General features: G+C 70.6%; 18 protein-coding genes and 1 tRNA gene. 10 read left to right on the top strand and 9 right to left on the bottom strand.

Features of this window, described 5'->3' with window-relative positions:
- Positions 1-5: 5 nt before the first annotated feature.
- The 3 genes from AXK60_RS20175 to AXK60_RS20185 all read left to right on the top strand — a co-directional run bounded on the left by AXK60_RS20175 (position 6) and on the right by AXK60_RS20185 (position 4514).
- Positions 6-1646, top strand: a complete 1641-nt coding sequence (locus AXK60_RS20175; RefSeq protein ID WP_068573871.1) for a long-chain fatty acid--CoA ligase — start codon at positions 6-8, stop codon at positions 1644-1646.
- A 306-nt stretch (positions 1647-1952) separates the two neighbouring features.
- Complete coding sequence (locus AXK60_RS20180; RefSeq protein WP_068573873.1) at positions 1953-3575, top strand: molybdopterin-dependent oxidoreductase; 1623 nt, start codon at positions 1953-1955, stop codon at positions 3573-3575.
- A 78-nt stretch (positions 3576-3653) separates the two neighbouring features.
- On the top strand, positions 3654-4514 hold the full coding sequence (locus AXK60_RS20185) for a M23 family metallopeptidase (RefSeq protein ID WP_217491794.1): 861 nt from the start codon (positions 3654-3656) through the stop codon (positions 4512-4514).
- Here the strand turns inward: AXK60_RS20185 and glsA are convergent.
- Positions 4503-5765: a glutaminase A gene (gene glsA, locus AXK60_RS20190; protein WP_082778152.1), complete on the bottom strand. Its 1263-nt coding sequence runs from the start codon at positions 5763-5765 to the stop codon at positions 4503-4505. The genes AXK60_RS20185 and glsA overlap by 12 nt on opposite strands.
- Before the next feature lie 163 nt (positions 5766-5928).
- On the opposite strand from glsA, the gene AXK60_RS20195 reads away from it, so the two are divergent.
- The gene (locus AXK60_RS20195; protein ID WP_068573878.1) at positions 5929-7314 is read left to right on the top strand and encodes an aspartate aminotransferase family protein; all 1386 of its coding nucleotides are present in this window, start codon (positions 5929-5931) and stop codon (positions 7312-7314) included.
- A 43-nt stretch (positions 7315-7357) separates the two neighbouring features.
- Positions 7358-7849, top strand: a complete 492-nt coding sequence (locus AXK60_RS20200) for an SRPBCC family protein (RefSeq protein ID WP_068573880.1) — start codon at positions 7358-7360, stop codon at positions 7847-7849.
- 82 nt (positions 7850-7931) lie between these two features.
- Here the strand turns inward: AXK60_RS20200 and AXK60_RS20205 are convergent, their stop codons facing one another.
- Positions 7932-8717, bottom strand: coding sequence for an S-methyl-5'-thioadenosine phosphorylase (locus tag AXK60_RS20205; RefSeq protein ID WP_068573882.1), 786 nt, complete (start codon positions 8715-8717; stop codon positions 7932-7934).
- Entirely contained in the window at positions 8714-9037 is a 324-nt protein-coding gene (locus tag AXK60_RS20210) for a hypothetical protein (RefSeq protein ID WP_068573885.1), read from the bottom strand. Before AXK60_RS20210 ends, AXK60_RS20205 begins: the two co-directional genes overlap by 4 nt.
- Positions 9038-9114: 77 nt before the next feature.
- Here AXK60_RS20210 and AXK60_RS20215 point away from each other — a divergent pair, with 77 nt between their 5' ends.
- The 3 genes from AXK60_RS20215 to AXK60_RS20225 all read left to right on the top strand — a co-directional run bounded on the left by AXK60_RS20215 (position 9115) and on the right by AXK60_RS20225 (position 10853).
- Positions 9115-9486, top strand: coding sequence for a PLD nuclease N-terminal domain-containing protein (locus AXK60_RS20215; RefSeq protein ID WP_068573887.1), 372 nt, complete (start codon positions 9115-9117; stop codon positions 9484-9486).
- A gap of 44 nt (positions 9487-9530) precedes the next feature.
- Positions 9531-10376: a hypothetical protein gene (locus tag AXK60_RS20220; RefSeq protein ID WP_068573889.1), complete on the top strand. Its 846-nt coding sequence runs from the start codon at positions 9531-9533 to the stop codon at positions 10374-10376.
- A 123-nt stretch (positions 10377-10499) separates the two neighbouring features.
- Complete coding sequence (locus AXK60_RS20225; protein ID WP_068573891.1) at positions 10500-10853, top strand: YciI family protein; 354 nt, start codon at positions 10500-10502, stop codon at positions 10851-10853.
- A 64-nt stretch (positions 10854-10917) separates the two neighbouring features.
- Here the strand turns inward: AXK60_RS20225 and AXK60_RS20230 are convergent.
- Positions 10918-10991: transfer RNA gene (locus AXK60_RS20230), tRNA-Gly, on the bottom strand.
- Positions 10992-11068: 77 nt separating this feature from the next.
- Positions 11069-12430, bottom strand: coding sequence for an amino acid permease (locus tag AXK60_RS20235; protein ID WP_068573893.1), 1362 nt, complete (start codon positions 12428-12430; stop codon positions 11069-11071).
- A gap of 67 nt (positions 12431-12497) precedes the next feature.
- On the opposite strand from AXK60_RS20235, the gene dcd reads away from it, so the two are divergent.
- Positions 12498-13064, top strand: a complete 567-nt coding sequence (gene dcd / locus AXK60_RS20240; protein WP_068573895.1) for a dCTP deaminase — start codon at positions 12498-12500, stop codon at positions 13062-13064.
- Positions 13065-13129: 65 nt separating this feature from the next.
- Here the strand turns inward: dcd and AXK60_RS20245 are convergent, their stop codons facing one another.
- The 3 genes from AXK60_RS20245 to AXK60_RS20255 are packed head-to-tail and all read right to left on the bottom strand — an operon-like array spanning position 13130 to position 17230.
- Complete coding sequence (locus tag AXK60_RS20245; RefSeq protein ID WP_068982558.1) at positions 13130-14938, bottom strand: YibE/F family protein; 1809 nt, start codon at positions 14936-14938, stop codon at positions 13130-13132.
- Positions 14939-14947: 9 nt separating this feature from the next.
- Positions 14948-16204: a pyridoxal phosphate-dependent aminotransferase gene (locus AXK60_RS20250; RefSeq protein ID WP_068573898.1), complete on the bottom strand. Its 1257-nt coding sequence runs from the start codon at positions 16202-16204 to the stop codon at positions 14948-14950.
- A gap of 3 nt (positions 16205-16207) precedes the next feature.
- Positions 16208-17230 carry a hypothetical protein gene (locus tag AXK60_RS20255; RefSeq protein WP_068573899.1) on the bottom strand — a complete coding sequence of 341 codons (1023 nt, stop codon included), beginning with the start codon at positions 17228-17230 and terminating at the stop codon, positions 16208-16210.
- A gap of 100 nt (positions 17231-17330) precedes the next feature.
- On the opposite strand from AXK60_RS20255, the gene AXK60_RS20260 reads away from it, so the two are divergent.
- Positions 17331-17912, top strand: coding sequence for a TetR/AcrR family transcriptional regulator (locus AXK60_RS20260; RefSeq protein WP_068573901.1), 582 nt, complete (start codon positions 17331-17333; stop codon positions 17910-17912).
- 64 nt (positions 17913-17976) lie between these two features.
- On the opposite strand, the gene AXK60_RS20265 is transcribed toward AXK60_RS20260, so the two are convergent.
- Positions 17977-18663 (bottom strand): hypothetical protein, encoded by a 687-nt coding sequence (locus tag AXK60_RS20265; RefSeq protein ID WP_068573903.1) that lies wholly within the window; start codon positions 18661-18663, stop codon positions 17977-17979.
- Between the last annotated feature and the right edge of the window lie 2 nt (positions 18664-18665).

Consider the following 18665-nt stretch of genomic DNA (forward strand, 5'->3'; position numbering starts at 1 on the left):
CCACCGTGATTCAGACGACGATGCAGGACGGCGAGCTGACGATCGCTCGTCTCGTCGAGTACAGCCGCCGCGTGTTCCCCGAGGCCAAGATCACCACCTGGACGGGCGAGGGCCTGCGCGACATCTCCTTCGCCGAGGTCGGTGACAAGGCTGCGCAGCTCGCGCACGCGCTGACCAAGCTGGGCGTGCAGCGCGGCGACCGCGTCGCCACGTTCATGTGGAACAACAACGAGCACCAGGTGGCCTACGCCGCCGTACCCGCGATGGGCGCCGTGCTCCACACGCTGAACCTGCGCCTCTCGCCGGAGCAGGCGGTGTTCATCATCAACCAGGCCGACGACAAGGTCATCCTCGTCGACGCCTCGGTCGCGCCACTGCTCGGCAAGTACCTCGCCGGCACCCCGAACGTGCAGCACGTCATCGTCGCGAACGGCCCGAAGGAGGCTCTCGAGGCGCCCGCGGGCATCACCGTGCACGGCTTCGACGAGCTCATCGCGGGTGAGGCCACCACCTTCGACTGGCCCGAGATCTCGGAGCGCGACGCGGCCGTGATGTGCTACACCTCGGGCACCACGGGTGACCCGAAGGGCGTCGTCTACAGCCACCGGAGCATCTGGCTGCATTCGATGCAGGTCAACTCGAGCTCGGGCATGGCGCTCGGCAACGCCGATTCCGTGCTCGCGATCGTGCCGATGTTCCACGTCATGAGCTGGGGCCTGCCCTACGCCGCGATGATGGGCGGCATCACGCTGATCATGCCCGATCGCTTCCTGCAGCCCGAGCCGCTGCTGCAGATCCTCGACGCCACGAAGGCCACCTTCGCCGCCGCCGTGCCCACCATCTGGGCCGGCGTCGCCGCGCAGCTCGCGGCCAAGCCGCAGGACATCTCGCACCTGCGCGAGGTCGTCGTCGGTGGCGCGGCCGTGCCGCCGTCCATGATCCGTGCGTTCGATCAGTTCGGGACCCGGATCGTGCACGCCTGGGGCATGACGGAGACCTCGCCGCTCGGCTCGGTCTCGCGCCCGCCCTTCGGCGTCTCCGAGGAGGACGAGTTCGCCTACCGCGTCACGCAGGGCCGCTTCCCCGCGTCCGTGCAGGCCCGGCTCATCGACGACGAGGGCAACGAACAGCCCTGGGACGGTGAGGCTTCCGGCGAGCTCGAGGTTCGCGGCCCGTGGATCACCGGTGCGTACTACGCGCCCGAGGGCAATGTCTCCGACCCGTCGAAGTTCCACGACGGCTGGCTCCGCACCGGCGACGTCGCGTCGATCAGCCCGGACGGTTTCATGACCATCCGCGACCGCACGAAGGACATGATCAAGACCGGCGGCGAGTGGATCAGCTCCGTCGAGCTGGAGAACACGGTCATGAGCAACCCGACGATCGCCGAGGCCGCCGTCGTCGGCGTGCCCGACGAGAAGTGGGACGAGCGTCCCTTCGTGCTCGCGGTCGTCAAGGACGCGGGTGACGCCGACGTCGCCGCGCAGCGCGCCTTCCTCGAGGACAAGCTGCCCAAGTGGCAGATCCCGGAGCGTTGGGCCTTCGTCACCGAGGTCCCGAAGACCTCGGTCGGCAAGTTCGACAAGAAGCTCATCCGCGCCGAGTACGCCGACGGCACCTACACGGTGGTCGACGCGCGCGCCTGACGCACCTCTCGAGTTCGACGGGGCCGTCGCAGCCGGTGGGCTGCGGCGGCCCTCGTCGTCGGTGTGCCCGACGGTGCCGTGGTCGCGAACGATCGCCGGCTTGGACAGCAGGGCTGCCATTCCTGCGCGACACTCGGATTCTGTCCGCCTCGGACACGCTGTCCGTATCGGTCAGAATCTTCAGTGTCGTCCGAAAGTCGTGTCACGTCCGGCGCGGTCGCAACCCGTCCGCCACGAATTCTTACGGATCGGTGAGCTGTCCGGACGATCGCCCCGGACGGGGCCGCGAAGTGCCACGCTGGACTCGTGACCCGGACGACCGAGAGACCTGCCGCGAGCCCGGCCGCGCGTCGAGCGCCGGCGTGGGCGGCCGCGCTCGCGGGTGTGTTGGCGGGCGCCGTCGGGCTGGCGGTGGCGGAACTCGTGGCCGCGGTCATCGCGCCGGGCGCGAGCACGGTGTTCGCGGGCGGCGCGGCGGTCATCGACGCGGCGCCGCGATGGCTCAAGGACTTCGCCGTCGAAACCTTCGGCACTACGGACAAGGCGGTGCTGCTCGGGACGATGGGCGTCGTGCTCGCCGTGGGAGCGGCGGCCGCGGGCCTGCTGGAACTCCGGCGCCGGCCGTGGGGTGCGGTGCTGGTCGGCGCGGTCGGGATCGCCGGGGCGGTCACGGCGGTTCTACGCCCGGACGCGACGGCGCTGTGGGCCGTGCCGAGCCTCGTCGGCATCGGCGCGGCGGTACTGGTGCTGCGCCTCGCGACGCAGCGGCTGGCCCCCGCGTGGAGCTCGGGCGGTGCCGCCGAGCCGGCTCGGCGTTCGGACGCCGCCGGCGTACCGGAGCGGGGCGCGGACGGTGCCGGCGCCATGGACCGGCGCGGATTCCTGGTAGTGGCGGGTGCGGCCGCCGGAACGACGGTGCTCGCCCTCGTGGGCGCCCGCCTCCTGTCGGCCGGGGCGACCGCCGTCAAGGCGGCTCGGGAGACGCTGCGCCTGCCCGTGCCGCGCACCCCGGCACCGTCGGTCCCTGCAGGCGCCGACCTGCGGATCGCCGGCCTCACGCCCTACGTCACGCCCGCCGCCGACTTCTACCGCATCGACACCGCGCTCCGCGTGCCGCAGATCGACCCGGCGCACTGGTCGCTCGAGGTCCACGGCCTGGTGGACGAGCCCTTCACGCTCAGCTGGGACGAGTTGCTCGCGCTGCCGATGCAGGAGCACCACGTCACGCTCGCATGCGTCAGCAACGAGGTCGGCGGCGACCTCATCGGCAACGCCCTGTGGCTCGGCTACCCGATCGGTGCGCTCCTGGAGCGGGCGAAACCGCGGGCCGGTGCCGACATGGTGCTCTCGCGCAGCCATGACGGCTTCACCGCGGGCACGCCGCTCGAGGTGCTCCGCGACCCCGCCCGCACGTCGTTGCTCGCGATCGGCATGAACGGCGAGCCCCTGCCCGTGGCCCACGGCTTCCCCGCGCGGCTGGTCGTCCCCGGCCTCTACGGATACGTCTCGGCGACCAAGTGGGTGACCTCGCTCACGGTCACGACCTTCGCCGCCGATCAGGGCTATTGGACGCCGCGCGGCTGGTCCGCGCGGGGCCCGGTCAAGGTGCAGTCGCGCATCGACGTCCCGCGGGGGTCGGCGTCCGCCGGATCGGTGACGGTCGCGGGCGTCGCCTGGGCGCAGCACACCGGGATCGGCAAGGTCGAGGTCCGTGCGGATTCCGGACCGTGGGTGCAGGCCGAGCTCGCGGACACCGTCGGGCCGGACACGTGGCGGCAGTGGCGGGCGTCCCTCCCGCTGGCCCGCGGCGAGCACACCCTCGAGGTCCGCGCCACGGACGCGAACGGACAGGTCCAGACCGAGGCGGAGGCGCCGGTCGCCCCCGACGGTGCCACCGGCTGGCACCGGATCTCCGTGTCCGTGACCTGAGGCGCCGACGGGCACTGGACGGCACCACACCGATCCGATAGTTTGAAAGTACGGAATTTCAATCCACAGGAGGTGGGTGTGCTCGGATCGCTGCTGCGCGGGGCGTACCGCCTGCGCTCGACGCTGATCATGGTCGGGGTGCCGGCGTTCGTCGTGGCGAGCCTCCTCGACGCCCCGGGGTGGCTGCTGGGCGTGATCGCGCTCGTCGTCGCGATCGGCGTGCTGCTCGGCTTCGTCCGCCCTGTCGAGCCGCCGGACGATCCGTCGCGCACCGTCGAACCGCCGGTCCGAGGGCGGTGGGTGGCGCTGAACAGCCCGTCGACGAAGGTGCCCAGTCACGGCGTCCGCGACTACGGCCAGGCCTACGCGGTCGACCTCGCGCTCGTCCCCGACGGCGGAAAGCTCGATTGGGGAACGGGATTCGCGCGCCCCGAGGATGTCGCCGGGTTCGGGGAGGTCGTGCACGCGATGGTGAGCGGCGAGGTGGTCCGCGTGTCCGACTGGCGCCGCGACCACCGCTGCCGCACCTCGAAGCCCGCGCTCGTCTACATGTTCCTCGAGGGCCTGATCCGCTCGTACGGGGGCCCGGGCTGGGTGATCGGCAACCACGTCGTCATCAGGTCCGACGCCGACGGTGCCTTCGCCCTCGTCGCGCACCTGCGCCGCGGCTCCGCGTGCGTCCGCGTGGGACAGGCGGTGCGCGCGGGGGAGCGGATCGGGGAGTGCGGCAACTCCGGCAACACAACGGTGCCGCACGTCCACGCCCAGCTCATGGACCGCGCGTCCGCGGCCACGGCCCAGGGCCTGCCGCTGCGGCTGCGCGGGGTCACCGTCGAACGGCCCGACCGTGAGCTGCTCCCCGGACTGACGCCCGGCACCGTCGGGACCCGGTACCCGGGCGTCCCCGCCGACGGCGAACTGCTGGTCTCAGCCCAGTAGCCCGGAGGGGTCGAGGATCTCGACCCGCACGCCGTAGCCGAGGTCGTGCTGCATCTGCGTGAGCAGGTACCGGGCCACCGGGGCGAGGCGCGTCGCGTTCGTCAGGTCGACGGTGACCGCCGTCCCGATCCGCACCTGGCCGGTGCTGAGGATCTCGTGCACGAGTTGCTCGGTGGCCACGAAGTCGACCTCGCCGCGCAGCCGGAGGGTGACGCGGCCGGACGCCGGGTCGACGTCGATGCCGGCGAGGGCGGTCACCGCCGTGAGCGGCCGCGAGAGCATGTGCAGCCCGAACTCGTCCGAGAGCTGCTGCAACGCCGCGACGCCGCGGCTGGAGTTGCCGGCGTCGTCGAGCGGCGGGCTGAACACGCCGATGCCGTACTCGCCCGGGCTGGCCGCGACGATGCCGCCGCCCACGCCGGACTTGGCAGGGATCCCGACGGTGCACAGCCACGCCCCGGACCGGTCGTACATGCCGCAGCCCGCCATGACCGACAGCACCTGCCGGGCGACGGGCTCGGAGATCACCCGCTCGCCCGTGACCGGATTGACGCCGCCGCTGGCGAGGGTGGCGCCCATGACGGCCACGTCGTGCGCGTCGACCAGCAGCGAGCACTGCCGGAAGTACGGATCCAGCGCGTCCTCGACGGTGGTGCGCAGCGCATCGGTGGACCGGGCGAGGGCGGCGAGCGCGAGGTTGCGGAAGCCGGTGGCGGCCTCGGACAGATACACGGCGTCGTCGAGCTCGAGCTCCCGGCCGGCGAAGCGCGACAGCCCGGCCCGGATCGCCGCGAACCGCTCGGCGCCGTCGGCGGCGGGGATGAGCGAGGTGCACACGATCGCTCCGGCGTTGATCAGGGGGTTCTCGGGGCGGCCCTGCGCGTCGAAGCTGATCCCGTTGAACGCCTCGCCGCTGGGCTCCACGCCGATCCGCTCGCCCACCGCCTCGATCCCGAGCGTCTGCAGCGCCAGCGCGTAGACGAAGGGCTTCGAGATCGACTGGATCGTGAAGGGCGTCCGGTGATCGCCCGCACCGTAGGAGTGCCCGGCCACGGACACCGTCGCGATGCCGAACCGATCGGGGTCGACGTGGGCGAGCTGTGGGATGTAGTCGGCCACCGCGCCGGGCGGGTCGGACCGACGCACGTCGTCGAGCACGCGGGCCAGCGCGGCGTTCACGGGATGCCCGGCCAGGGCGGTCGACGGTGCCGGGTCGTCGTCCGTCAGGAGGGCGTCGAGATCGATGCTCATGATGCCCTCGACGGTAGCCGAGGCCGGCGTCCGGGGCCGGGTGAAAGACCCGGCCCGTCAGCGGTGTTCGGCGGGCCGAGTATCGTTCGCAGTACCGCGACACGTACCAGGTGACCAGCGCAGACCAGCGGATATCGCCGTCTTGAACTTTGGAGAATGAATCATGACCGACACGCTGCCCGACGGCCGGGCCCTCGACGACGCCATCGCGGCCGGAGCCCGTGCCTACGAGCTCGACCGCGCGCACGTCTTCCACTCCTGGTCCGCGCAGGCCCAGATCACCCCCATGACCGTCATCGCGAGCGAGGGCTCGTACGTGTGGGACGGCGAGGGGCGCAAGCTCCTCGACTTCAGCTCGCAGATGGTCAACACGAACATCGGCCACCAGCACCCGAAGGTCGTCGCGGCCATCGCGGAGCAGGCGGCGAAGATCTGCACGATCGCACCGCAGCACGTGAACGAATCCCGCAGCGAGGCGGCACGACTCATCGCCGAGCGCACCCCGGGCGATCTGAACAAGGTGTTCTTCACCAACGGCGGCGCCGATGCCGTCGAGCACGCGATCCGCATGGCCCGCGTGCACACCGGCCGCCGCAAGGTGCTCAGCCGCTACCGCAGCTACCACGGTGGCACCGAGCTCGCGATCAACGTCACCGGCGACACCCGTCGCTTCGCGAGCGACTTCGGCGGCGAGTCCGTGGCCCACTTCGACGGCCCGTTCCTCTACCGCAGCTCCTTCTACGCGGAGACCGAGGAGCAGGAGTCGCAGCGCGCGCTCGAGCATCTGGAGCGCACCATCGTGCTCGAGGGTCCGAACACCATCGCCGCGATCATCCTCGAGGCCATCCCCGGCACGCCCGGCATCATGGTCCCGCCGCCCGGCTACCTCGCCGGCGTCCGCGAGCTGTGCACCACGTACGGGATCGTCATGATCGCCGACGAGGTGATGTCCGGCTTCGGTCGCGCCGGGAAGTGGTTCGCCATCGAGCACGCCACCACCGCCGCCGGGCCCGTGGTCCCCGACCTGCTGACCTTCGCCAAGGGCTCGAACAGCGGTTACGTGCCGCTGGGCGGCGTCGCGATCAGCGGTGAGATCGCCGCTACCTTCGCCGACAAGCCCTACCCGGGCGGCCTGACCTACTCCGGCCACCCGCTCGCCACGGCCGCGGCGGTCGCGACCATCAATGCGATGGCCGAGGAGGGCATGGTCGAGAACGCCGCGAAGATCGGCGAGGAGATCATCCGGCCCACGCTGGAGGAGTTCAAGGCCAAGCACCCGTCCGTCGGCGATGTGCGTGGCGAGGGCGTCTTCTTCGCCATCGAGCTGGTGCGCGACAAGGAGACCCGTGAGCCGCTGGCGCCCTACGGCGGCACCAGCCCGGCGATGAACGAGACCGTCGGCGCCCTTAAGAAGGGCGGCCTGCTGCCCTTCGCCAACTACAACCGGATCCACGTCGTCCCGCCGTGCAATGTCTCCGCCGAGGAGGCCCGCGAGGGTCTCGCCATCATCGACGAGGCGCTGAACGTCGCGGACGCGCACACCGTCTGACCCGTCACCGTCCGACCCGTCACCACGAGGCCGAGGAGGCCCCATGCCCGCTCTCAAGCCCGTCCTGCCCGCCGAACTGCAGGCCGGCCGTCCCGGCGTGTACGAGTTCTCCGTGCGCTCGGCGCGCCCCGTCGACTGGGTGTGGGGTGAGCTGACCTCGGACCGGCCCCTGCACTGGTGCAAGGGGATCCGCAAGATCGAGTGGACCAGCCCGCGGCCCTTCGCCGCGGGTTCCACCCGCCGGGTGCACCTCGGCCCGGGCGTCAGCGCCGACGAGCTCTTCTACTCGTGGGAGGAGTCGGAGACGCTGTGCGAGAAGGCCTTCTACGTACAGTCCGCCACCGCGCCCGGGCTTTCCCGGTTGGCGGAGAAGTACCGCGTCGAGGCGCACCCCGACGGCGGCTCCGTGTTCACCTGGACGCTGCTCATCGAGCCCGTCGGCGGTGACCGTGTGATCGGCCTCAGCGCCGTCCCGGCCGGCCTGATCGTGAAGTGGTTGCAGCGCGACACCGAGAAGTACCTCGGCTCGGCGTAGCCGCGAACGACCCGCGGAATCCGCACGACCGAATTCGGTCGTGCGGATTCCGCGTTCTGCGGCAGGCTCGGCCCGGTGCGACTCAGATCCAGACCGGACCGGCGTCGAGGCCGTCGGGGAGGTCGTGATCGCCCCGGGCGCACTCGCACGGTGCGGCCGGGTCGACGGTGGCGATGGTCCGCGCGAGTACGTCCGTCAGGCGCGGAAGGTTCGCGCGGAACTGCGCGAGCACGTCCTCGGTGTGCACGCCCTCGCCGGCCTCTATGCCCGCGTCCAGGTCGGTGACCAGTGCGATCGAGGCGTAGCAGAGTTTCAACTCCCGGGCCAGGGCGGCCTCGGGCAGTCCGGTCATGTTCACCAGGTCCCAGCCCTGCGCTGCGTACCAGCGGCTCTCCGCGCGCGTCGAGAACCGCGGGCCCTCGATGACCACCATGGTCCCCGAGGCCCGGTCGGCTCCCGGCGCGGCGGCGGCCCGAAGGACGGGGCAGTACGGATCGGCGAAGCTCACGTGCACGCCGTGTCCGTCGAAGAAGGTCGACGTCCGTCCGGACGTGCGGTCCACGAGCTGGTCCGGGACGGTGATCGTCCCGGGCCCGGCCGCGGGGTCGAGACTGCCGACGGCGCACGGCGCGAGCACCTTCGTCGCCCCGAGCCGACGCAGTGCCCACAGGTTCGCTCGGTACGGCACTGTGTGCGGCGAGTACTCGTGTTTCCGTCCGTGCCGCGGCAGGAACGCCACCTCGCGCCCGGCGATCTCGCCCAGGGTCACCGGGGCGCTCGTCGGACCGTACGGGGTGTCGACGGTGACCTCCTCCGTCGCGCCGGACAGGAAGCGGTACAGCCCCGTGCCCCCGATGACGGCGATCATGCGCGGCCTCCGAGCCGGCTGCGGACGGCCTCCGCGACCTCGTCAGGTCTGCCCACCTCGAAGAACTGCTCAGATCCGTCGCCGAGGGTCACGCACAGCCGCTGCCGCGTCCGCTTGAACAGGCCGACCACGTCCTCGACGATGCCGGCGCCCACGATGTGCCGGAACTGGACCGCGAACGGCGTGCCGTCGATCTTCGAGGCGAGCCCGGCCGGGCGGAACCGCAGATGCGTCTGCGTCAACTCCAGGTGCCCGCGGACGGCGCCGGAACGCTTCCCGACACTGAGCAGACGGGTCGCGGGCCAGCTGAGATCAGTCACGGTGACACAATATGTCGAGACCGCGTGGGGTTCGCGGTAGCATCACTTATCCGTTTTCCTATGGGTGGGGGTTCGAGATGACGTACTTCGGTGCGATCGTGATGGTGCTGTGGGTCGCGGCACTCATCGACGTGATCGCCTCGGACGAGTTCCGGGTGCGCCACCTGCCCAAGGTCGGTTGGCTGATCATCGTGATCATCATTCCGTTCGCGGGTTCGTTGATCTGGTTCCTCATGGGCCGGCCCGTGGGAGGCGGGGGCCGGGGCGGCGCACCGTCGCGGACGGCGGGGTTCCCCGAGTACGAACGCCCGGGACGCCACATCGCCCAGTACGCCGACGATGACGACGAGTTCCTCCGGCAGTGCCGCGAGCGGGCCGAACAGCAGCGCCGTCGCGCGAAGGAGCTCGACGCGCGCAACCCGTCCGACGCGCCCGAGGACAAGGACTGAACGCCGGCCCGCCCCGCCGGCTGGGGGAGATCTACCGATCCGCGGTGGGCGTGATCCGCGCGAATCCCCGGCCCACGCTGGGGCTGGCCGCGGTGTCGATCGGCACCATCGCCGGCCTCGGAGTACTCGCGCGGCTGCCGCTGCTCAGCGGTGAACGGGTCGCGCCCGACGCGGACCGCGACATCCGGCAGATGGTGGTGACACTCGGCGTGTACCCGGCGAGCACGATGCTGGTGACGCTGATCTGGATGCTCGCCAGTGTCGGCGTCACGGCGATCGGGTCCATCGTGGCCCACCGGTACGCCACGGACCGCACGACGTCCCTGCGGCGCGCGTGGTCGGACGCGCGCCCGCGGCTCGCCGCGGCGGTCGGGCTCGGCGTGCTAGACGTCGTCGTCATCCTCACGCCGATCGTGTTCGCGGCCGCAGCCGCGATCGGTCTCGCGGTCCGGGCGGGGCCGGACGTCGCGCGGTTCACGACGACGGTGCTCTTCACGCTCGCGGGGCTCACCGTGCTCGCGGTGCTCCCGACGCTGGTGATCGCGGGGCCGATGCTCGTGATCGAGAAGCTGCGGCCCGTCGACGCGCTGTGGCGCGCCGCAGCCCTGCAGCGCACCGGCTACTGGCGGCTCTGGCGCCGGGTGATCTGCACGTACCTGGTGGTCACGGTGGTCTCGACCCTGGTCGGCCTGCCGTTCTCGCTGGCCGCCAACGCGACCCGGCCCGCAGACGGTGACGTAGCCGCCCAGAGCCTCGCGAGCCTGCTCTTCGCGACCAGCGGTTGGGTGCTCGGCCAGATCGCTGTGCTGCCGTTCCTCATCGTGGCGAACACCCTGCTGTACGCCGACCAGAAGGCGCGGACGGAAACCGCAGAACCGGTCGGTGCCTGACCTTCCCGCCGCCGCGGTGGTCGGGGTCGTCGGCGGATCCGTCGCTTGACCTCAACGACGGTTCAGTTCCTAGCCTGGTCAGGCGGCGAGGTGTCGCGTCCATCCGAGCTGAGGAGCAGGTGCATGGCGGAGTATTTGGCGGTCTTTCGGAGCCACAGGGATACCTTCGACACGCTGTCGACCGACGAGGTCCAGGGATTCAACCGCAGGTGGGAGGAGCTCTGGGCTGAGGGGCGGCGTGACGGTTGGCTGCTCGATGCGAGCGGTGCCCTGCAGACCGACGGCCGTGTGATCCACGCCGACGGGCGGGTCACGACTGGTCCGCTGGTCGACGAGGGAGACGTGGTGCGCGGTTACCTCAAGATCGCGGCGGGATCGCTCGACGCCGCGGTCGAGCACGCCAAGGGTGCTCCAGTGCTGTTGCACGGCGGGCGGGTCGAGGTGCGGCCGTTCTTCGACGGCCACCCGGGCGAATAGCCGCGAGTGGCGCAGAACGGCCTGTGAAACACGGAATCCCCCTGCTGCGCAGGGGGATTCCGTGTGGAGCCGATGACGGGAATCGAACCCGCGCTACCTGCTTGGGAAGCAGGAGTTCTACCATTGAACTACATCGGCAGCAGCGGCACCGTCGGACGACGGAGCCGCGCGTACCGGCAACACTAGCACGGCGCACCGTCGGACCAGGGGGCCGGTCAGGGCTTCGCGGACGTGCGCGGGGCCACCCACAGGCGGTACGCGACGAGCAGTGCCGCGAGCCACGCGAAGCCCACTACGAGCGCGACGAGGGTGTCGTGCTCGAAGGCCATGAGCACCGTCACGAACAGCAGGAATCCGATGGCGAACAACTGCCCGTAGGGCCACAGCGGCACGGGGAACCGCAGCTGCGCGACCTCCTCGGCGGGGAGCGAGACCCGCTGGCGGTACTGGGAGGCGAGGATCATCAGCCACACGAAGACCGTCGCGAAGGTGGCGATCGAGGCGATCACCACGAAGACGTTCTCGGGGATCAGGTAGTTGAGCAGCACACCCACGAGCAGCGCGCCGGTCATGATCACCACGGTCATCCAGGGCACGCCGTTCGCGGTCGTGCGCCGCATGATCGCGGGAGCCTGACCCTGCTGGGCCATGCCGAACATCATCCGGCCGGCACCGAAGATGTCGCTGTTGATCGCCGACAGGGCGGCGGTGATCACCACGACGTTGAGCACGTGCGCCGCGGGCGCCACGCCGAGGGCCTGGAAGATCTGTACGAACGGGCTGGACTCGCTGCTGATCTGCGTCCACGGGATGACGGCCATGATCACCGCCAGCGCGAGGACGTAGAACAACCCGATCCGCACCGGCACCGTGTTGATCGCCTTCGGGATCGTCCGCTCCGGGTCCTCGGCCTCCGCCGCGGTGAGGCCGATGATCTCCGAGCCCCCGAAGGCGAACACCACCAGCACGAAGCAGCTCAGGAAGCCGCCGAAGCCGGTCGCGAAGAAGCCGCCGTGCGCGTACAGGTTGCTCACGCCCTGCTCGGTGTCGTGCATGCCGAAGCCGAAGATCAGCACCGCGACGCCGCCGGCGATCATGGCGACGATCGCCGCGATCTTCACCAGCGTCAGCCAGAACTCGACCTCGCCGAACACGCGCACCCGCATCAGGTTCAGCGCGGCGATGAAGAAGATCACCGCGAGCACCCAGATCCACTTCGGCACGTGCGGGAACCACGTTCCCATGTAGACCGCGAACGCCGTGACGTCCGCGATGCACACGAAGACCATCTCGAAGACGTACATCCAGCCGGTGATGAATCCCGCCCGCGGGCCGAGCGCCGACGAGGCGTAGTCGCCGAACGAGCCCTGCGGCCGGCGCACCGCCATCTCGCCGAGGGCCCGCAGCACGAGGTAGATCACCACGCCGCCGATCAGGTAGGCGAGCAGAACAGCAGGGCCGGCCGCCTGGATCGCGGCGGCGGAGCCGTAGAACAGGCCCGTCCCGATCGCCGAGCCGAGGGCGATGAACCGGATGTGCCGCGCGGTGAGTCCGCGGCGGAGGGGAGTGTCGGTCACGAAGAGGCAGTATCCCCGATCCGGGGTGCACTCTCGCGCACCGCCGCCCTGCCCTACGCTGAACCCCGTGCTGCTCTCCGATCGCGACATCCGCGCCCACGTGGAATCCGGCCGCCTGGGGATCGACCCGTTCGACCCGCAGATGGTGCAGCCGTCCAGCGTGGACGTGCGGCTCGACGGCCTGTTCCGGGTCTTCAACAACACCCGCTACACGCACATCGACCCCAAACAGCGGCAGGACGAGCTGACCACGCTGGTCGAGCCCGCGGAGGGGGAGCCCTTCGTGCTGCACCCCGGCGAGTTCGTCCTCGGCTCCACGCTCGAGGTCTGCTCCCTGCCCGACGACCTGGCCGGCCGCCTCGAGGGCAAGTCCTCACTCGGCCGCCTGGGCCTGCTCACCCACTCGACCGCCGGTTTCATCGACCCGGGCTTCTCCGGCCACATCACGCTGGAGCTGTCCAATGTCGCGAACCTGCCGATCACGCTGTGGCCGGGCATGAAGATCGGCCAGTTGTGCCTGTTCCGCCTCACCAGCCCCGCGGAGAACCCCTACGGCAGCTCGGCCGTGGGCTCGAAGTACCAGGGCCAGCGCGGTCCGACACCGTCGAAGGCGTACCTGAACTTCCAGAGCTGATCCCGGCAAAAAGTGCGGTCATTCGTCTCAAGGATTCTTGAGACGAATGACCGCACTTTTCGTGATCAGTCCGCAGAGTGCCGGCCCCGGCGCCGGGGCTCCGACGGTGCGCCCTGCGGCGGGTCCGGCAGCACCGGTGGCCGCGGCTGCGGGCGCGGAGGAGCGGGGATCGGCTCGTCCGGCAGCCGCCGACGCCCGGGCCCCTGCGTCTCGGGCGCCTGCTGCTGAACCGGGCGAGGAGCCGGGCTCTGCGCGGGAACCTGCCGGGTCTGCGCCGGACCGGGCTGCGGGCGGACCGTCGGGCCTGAGGGACGTCGGACGGGCAACTGACCGGTCTCGGGGCTCGACGGTACGCCGCCTGCCGGATCCGCCTCGGCGGCCTGGACGGACCGTGCCGCGGCACCGTCGGGGTTCGCCGCGGCCTGCGCCGTCGATCGGACGGCAGAGCGACGCTCGCGGACCCGGATCTCCGACGGGTCGGTGTCGGGGTGGCTCTCGGTGTACCGCTTGGCGGCCTCCGCGCTGACGGCGACCCGCTTCGGCTTCGCCAGCAGCACCGCGATCGCGGTGGTCAGCGGCACGGACAGCGCCAGGCCGATGCCGCCGACGAACGCGCGGACCAGCTCGATCGCCACGGAATCGGACGTGAGTACCTGGCCCAGCGGCCGGCCCGCGATGGAGAACAGCAGGAGCAGCGGCAGCGCGGTGCCGACGTACGCGAAGACCAGCGTGTAGACGGTCGAGGCGATGTGGTCGCGGCCGACGCGCATGGCCGCGAGGAAGGTCCGGCGCCGCGAGGACTTGGGCGAGAGCTTCGCCAGCTCGAAGGTCGCCGAGGCCTGGGTGATGGTCACGTCGTTGAGCACGCCCAGGGCGCCGATGATGAAGCCGGCCAGCAGGACGCCGGAGATGGACACGGTGGTCGCGTACGCCTGCAGGTTCGTCGAGTCCTCATTGCTCAGGCCCGTGACCTGCGTGGTCAGGGTTGCGAGCCACGCGAGCACGCCGCACACGGCCAGCGCGCACAGCGTGCCCAGCAGCGCGGCCGAGGTCCTCAGCGACACCCCGTGCGCCAGGTAGAGCACCACGTACAGGATCACCGCGGAGGCCACCATCGCGACCCACACGGCAGAGTTGCCGTCGAGGATCGAGGGCAGGGCGAACAGCACGATCACGGCGCCCGACAGTGCGAGCCCGATGATCGCGCGCAGGCCGCGCCATTGCGCGACCGCGATGACGACCGCCGCGAACACCAGGCCCCACACCCACAGCGACACGCCGCGCGAGTAGTCGTAGAACGCGTAGTTCGACGGCGACCCGGCCACACCGCCGCCGTTGGCGCTGATGAGGATCTTGGTGCCCGGCGACAGGTCGGGCTGCCCGGTGCCCGGGGTGGCCGGACGCGTGAGGTCGATGCCGGACGGCTGTCCCGACGAGCTCTGGCCCGGCACCGCGGACACGTTGGTGCGCTGCGTGCCGATCGAGAACATCGTCCACTTGCCCGAGTCCGGGCCGCTGGTGATCTGCACCGAGCTGTTGAGGCAGCCACCGTCGGCGTTGAGGAGCGGATGCGGCTGTGTCTCGCTGACCTGCCCGTTCCCGGCCGGGGTGAAGTCGCAGTCGCCGACCATCTGCTCCGCGACGACGCCCTTCGACAGGTTCGGCGCCTGCGGGCCGCCGGGCACGCTGACTCGCAGGTGCGACGGCCACAGCACGATCAGTCCGGCGAGGACGGCGACCCCGATCACTGCGAGCAGGCCGACGACGATCCGCGAGGCCCATTTGCCCAGCGAGATGTTGGCCAGCGAATGGCTGTGCACGTGCGCGGCGGCCTCGTGCACGTCGTCGTGGTCGTGGTCGTGGTCGGCTGTCACGCCGCCACCCTACTTCTGCTTGTACGAACTCAGGAAGTTGCCGAACCGGTCGAGCGCCTCGGCCAGGTCACGGGCCCAGGGGAGCGTCACAACGCGCAGGTGGTCCGGCGTGGGCCAGTTGAAGCCGGTGCCCTGGACCAGCAGGATCTTCTCCTGGTTGAGCAGGTCGAGGACCATCTGCTCGTCGTCGCGGATCTCGTGCACGTTCGGGTCCAGTTTCGGGAAGGCGTAGAGCGCGCCCCGCGGCTTCACGCAGCTGACGCCGTCGATCGCGTTGAGCTTCTCGTAGGCCACATCGCGCTGTTCCAGCAGTCGCCCGCCGGGCAGGATCAGGTCGTTGATCGACTGGTAGCCGCCGAGCGCCACCTGGATCGCGTGCTGGGCGGGGACGTTGGGGCACAGCCGCGTCGAGGCGAGCAGCGTGAGCCCCTCGATGAAGCCCGACGCGTGCTCCTTGGGGCCGGTCAGGACCATCCAGCCGGCGCGGTAGCCGCACACCCGGTACGCCTTGGACAGGCCGTTGAACGTGCACACCAGCAGATCCGGGGCGAGCTCGGCGATGGAGATGTGCTGCGCGCCGTCGTAGAGGATCCGGTCGTAGATCTCGTCGGCGAGGACGAGGAGCGAGTGCTTGCGCGCCACCTCGACGATCTGCTGCAGCGTCTCGCGCGAGTAGACGGCACCGGTGGGGTTGTTCGGGTTGATCACGACGATGGCCTTGGTGCGCGGCGTGATCTTCGCCTCGATGTCCTCGACCGACGGATTCCAGCCGTTGTCCTCGTCGCACAGGTAGTGCACGGGCGTCCCGCCGGAGAGGCTGGTCATGGCGGTCCACAGCGGGTAGTCCGGCGCGGGGATGAGCACCTCGTCGCCGTTGTTGAGCAGCGCCTGCAGCGTCATGGTGATGAGCTCGGAGACCCCGTTGCCGAGGTACACGTCGCCGATGTCGAAGTAAGGGAAGTCCGGGACCTCCTCGTAGCGGGTCACCACGGCCCGTCGCGCGGAGGCGATGCCCTGCGACTCGCTGTAGCCCTGGGAGGTGGGCAGCGCGTGGATCATGTCGCGGACGATGGAATCCGGCGCCTCGAAACCGAAGGTCGCCGGGTTCCCGATGTTCAGCTTGAGGATGCGGTGCCCCTGCGCCTCGAGCCGAGCCGCCTGTGCCACCACGGGTCCACGGATCTCGTACAGCACGTTCTGCAGCTTGGCGGACTGCTCGAGCGGCTTGAGTTCGGTGCGGATGTGGGGCACATGCGGTCGGCTCATGGGCTATATCGTCGCAGGTTCCGGCAAATCCTTTTCCGTCACCTCGCCCTTGTCCGACGGTGCGCCGGCCCGGGCCCGGTGCTTCGCCGCGCCGATCACGAGCAGGGCGTACCCCACCGCGATCCACGCGCCGAGCACAGCGAAAGCCGCGCCGGCTCCGGCGCCGACCACGGCACCGTCGGCGAAGAAGGCCGCGCTGCGCAGGGCCGTGCCCGTAGCGCCGATGGGCAGGCACTGGCCGAGCACGCCCCAGATGTGCGGCAGGAACTCCGGCGGTGCCGCGATCCCGGCCAGCGGCATCCCGACCAGCATGAACAGCAGCGCCGCCGGTCCGATGCCCGTGGTGCCGAGCAGCGAGACCAGGCCGGCGACCGTGGCGCCGATGGCGAGCATGCCCGCGCTCATGGCGAGCCACTGGCCCCAGAACCCGCCGGGCAGGACGCCGATCGACATGGCCGCGCCCACGGCGGCCGCGCCGACCACGGCAGCGCCCACGGGCAGCGCGACGGCGACGATCTTCGGGTGGCCGCCGATCATCACGGTCGCCAGCGCCAGCACCATGCCGGAGAGGAAGACGGGCATCACGATCGAGCCGAAGCCGGCACCGCGGGGATCGTCGGCGGACAGCGCCGCGACCTCGACGGTCTGCACCTTCTGGCCCTGGGCCATCGCGGTGGTCATCTGGGGCAGCATCTGCGCGACGACGGGCGAGCCGCCGCTCGCGACGACGACCTTCGTCTCGCTGCCGAGGGTCCCGGGGACGACGCCCCCGTAGACCTTCCGGTCCTTCGTGGCCTGCACCAGGTCGGCTTCGGTGCCGTAGGAGTGCACCTGGAAACCGCCGGGCTGCTGGGCGTCGAGGCGCTGCTCGACCTGCTGTGCGACGGCCGCGGGCCCGGCGACGCCGATCGGCAGGTCGTGCGGCTTGCCGTGCGATGCGGGCCAGGTGAACAGCAGGACGATGAGTGGGATGGCGATGGCCAGCCCGGCGAACGCCGCGGCGAGCTTGGCGTGGGACTTGCTCATGGTGGAGCACCTCCGAGTAATTCAACGTGTGATGAAACCGAGACTACGACTGTGTTGGCGTAGAAGTCAACACGCGTTGAAATACTGTTAGGCTGGCCGCATGGCCACGGGCAGACGGGCGGGCACGAGTACCGCCAAGACGGACATCCTCGAGGCGGCGCGGGAGCTCTTCGCCGAGGTGGGCTACGACCGCACCACGATCCGCGCCATCGCGGCGCGCGCCGGTGTCGACGTCGCGCTGGTCTCGTACTACTACGGCAATAAGAAGGGGCTCTTCCGGGGCGTGATGAGCATGCCCGTCGATCCGGAGGAGATCTTCACCGCCGCCCTCGACGGTCCGCGGGAGGGAGTGGGGGAGCGTCTGGTCCGGGCCGCGCTCACCGTGTGGGAGGGGCCCGAGACGACGGATGCCTTCCGGGCGCTGCTGCGCGGCGCGATCAGCGCGGACGAGGGCGCGGCCAACACCTTCGGCGAGTTCCTGTCGTCGGTGATGATCCCGACGCTGACGAAGCACGCGGGGATCGACATCGCGACGGCGCGCGTGGTGGCCAGCACGATGTTCGGGCTGGCCTTCCTGCGCTACCTGGTGGCCGCGCCGCTGTTCCGGGAGCCGACCGCCGACGAGCTGGTGGCCGCGTACGGCGCGGCGATCCAGAACATCGTCGACGGCGCCGCCGGCTGATCCGCGGATTTCCCGACGCGGACGGCGACAACGACTCCCGCGCGGGAATCGGGGGATTCCCCGACTACTGGTCGGGTGTGGCCGGCGGCGCGGGGAGGATCTCGGTGGGTTCGACCACCTCGACGACCTCCACCACCTCGACGACCTCGGCAACGGGTGCGGAGCCGGCCGCGGCCTGCGGGTCCTCCTCGTCGCCGAGGTTGTGGAAGGCGCGTCCCAGCTCCTCGGAGACGTTGATGATCCGCGCCTTCTTGACCTCGGGCTTGTCGATCTCCTCGGCCACGTACTGCGCGATGAACCGCCGGATCTCCGCGTCCACGCTGGCCACGACGCGCACGATCGAGCCGCGGATCGTCCGCGACTCGACGTCGACCCACACGTCCTTGGGCCTGGGCGGGTCGACCTCGATGCGCAGCTCCAGCGGCGCGGCTGCCCGCACAGTGAGCGGCAGCGTGATCAGGCCGGCCACGTCGTAGCGGATCCGGTCGACCTTGAGGTCGATGAGCAGGCCGATGCGCAGCGGGATCTTCACCGTGAAGGTGATGAGCTCGCCCACCTGGCGGGTGAGCTGCGGCTCGTCGATCTCCACCTGCGCCCACACCTTGGCCATCCCACCGGGGCCCGACGGGATCGGGCCCACGGTGAAATCGCCGCCGGCGATGTCGGCGAACGCGGAGCCGACGCGCTCCTCGTTCACGGCGATCTCGAAGAAGCGCCGCCCGAACTCCTCGTAACTCACGTACTCAGGCACGG

The sequence above is a fragment of the Tsukamurella pseudospumae genome (genome assembly GCF_001575195.1).
GTDB lineage: Bacteria > Actinomycetota > Actinomycetes > Mycobacteriales > Mycobacteriaceae > Tsukamurella > Tsukamurella pseudospumae.

Bases quoted from the DNA above. Each gene is read 5' to 3' on its own strand.
- glsA (WP_082778152.1), bottom strand. From the start codon at position 5,765: ATGAGCATCGATCTCGACGCCCTCCTGACGGACGACGACCCGGCACCG.
- AXK60_RS20195 (WP_068573878.1), top strand. From the start codon at position 5,929: ATGACCGACACGCTGCCCGACGGCCGGGCCCTCGACGACGCCATCGCG.
- AXK60_RS20200 (WP_068573880.1), top strand. From the start codon at position 7,358: ATGCCCGCTCTCAAGCCCGTCCTGCCCGCCGAACTGCAGGCCGGCCGT.
- AXK60_RS20205 (WP_068573882.1), bottom strand. From the start codon at position 8,717: ATGATCGCCGTCATCGGGGGCACGGGGCTGTACCGCTTCCTGTCCGGC.
- AXK60_RS20215 (WP_068573887.1), top strand. From the start codon at position 9,115: ATGACGTACTTCGGTGCGATCGTGATGGTGCTGTGGGTCGCGGCACTC.
- AXK60_RS20225 (WP_068573891.1), top strand. From the start codon at position 10,500: ATGGCGGAGTATTTGGCGGTCTTTCGGAGCCACAGGGATACCTTCGAC.
- AXK60_RS20250 (WP_068573898.1), bottom strand. From the start codon at position 16,204: ATGAGCCGACCGCATGTGCCCCACATCCGCACCGAACTCAAGCCGCTC.
- AXK60_RS20255 (WP_068573899.1), bottom strand. From the start codon at position 17,230: ATGAGCAAGTCCCACGCCAAGCTCGCCGCGGCGTTCGCCGGGCTGGCC.
- AXK60_RS20260 (WP_068573901.1), top strand. From the start codon at position 17,331: ATGGCCACGGGCAGACGGGCGGGCACGAGTACCGCCAAGACGGACATC.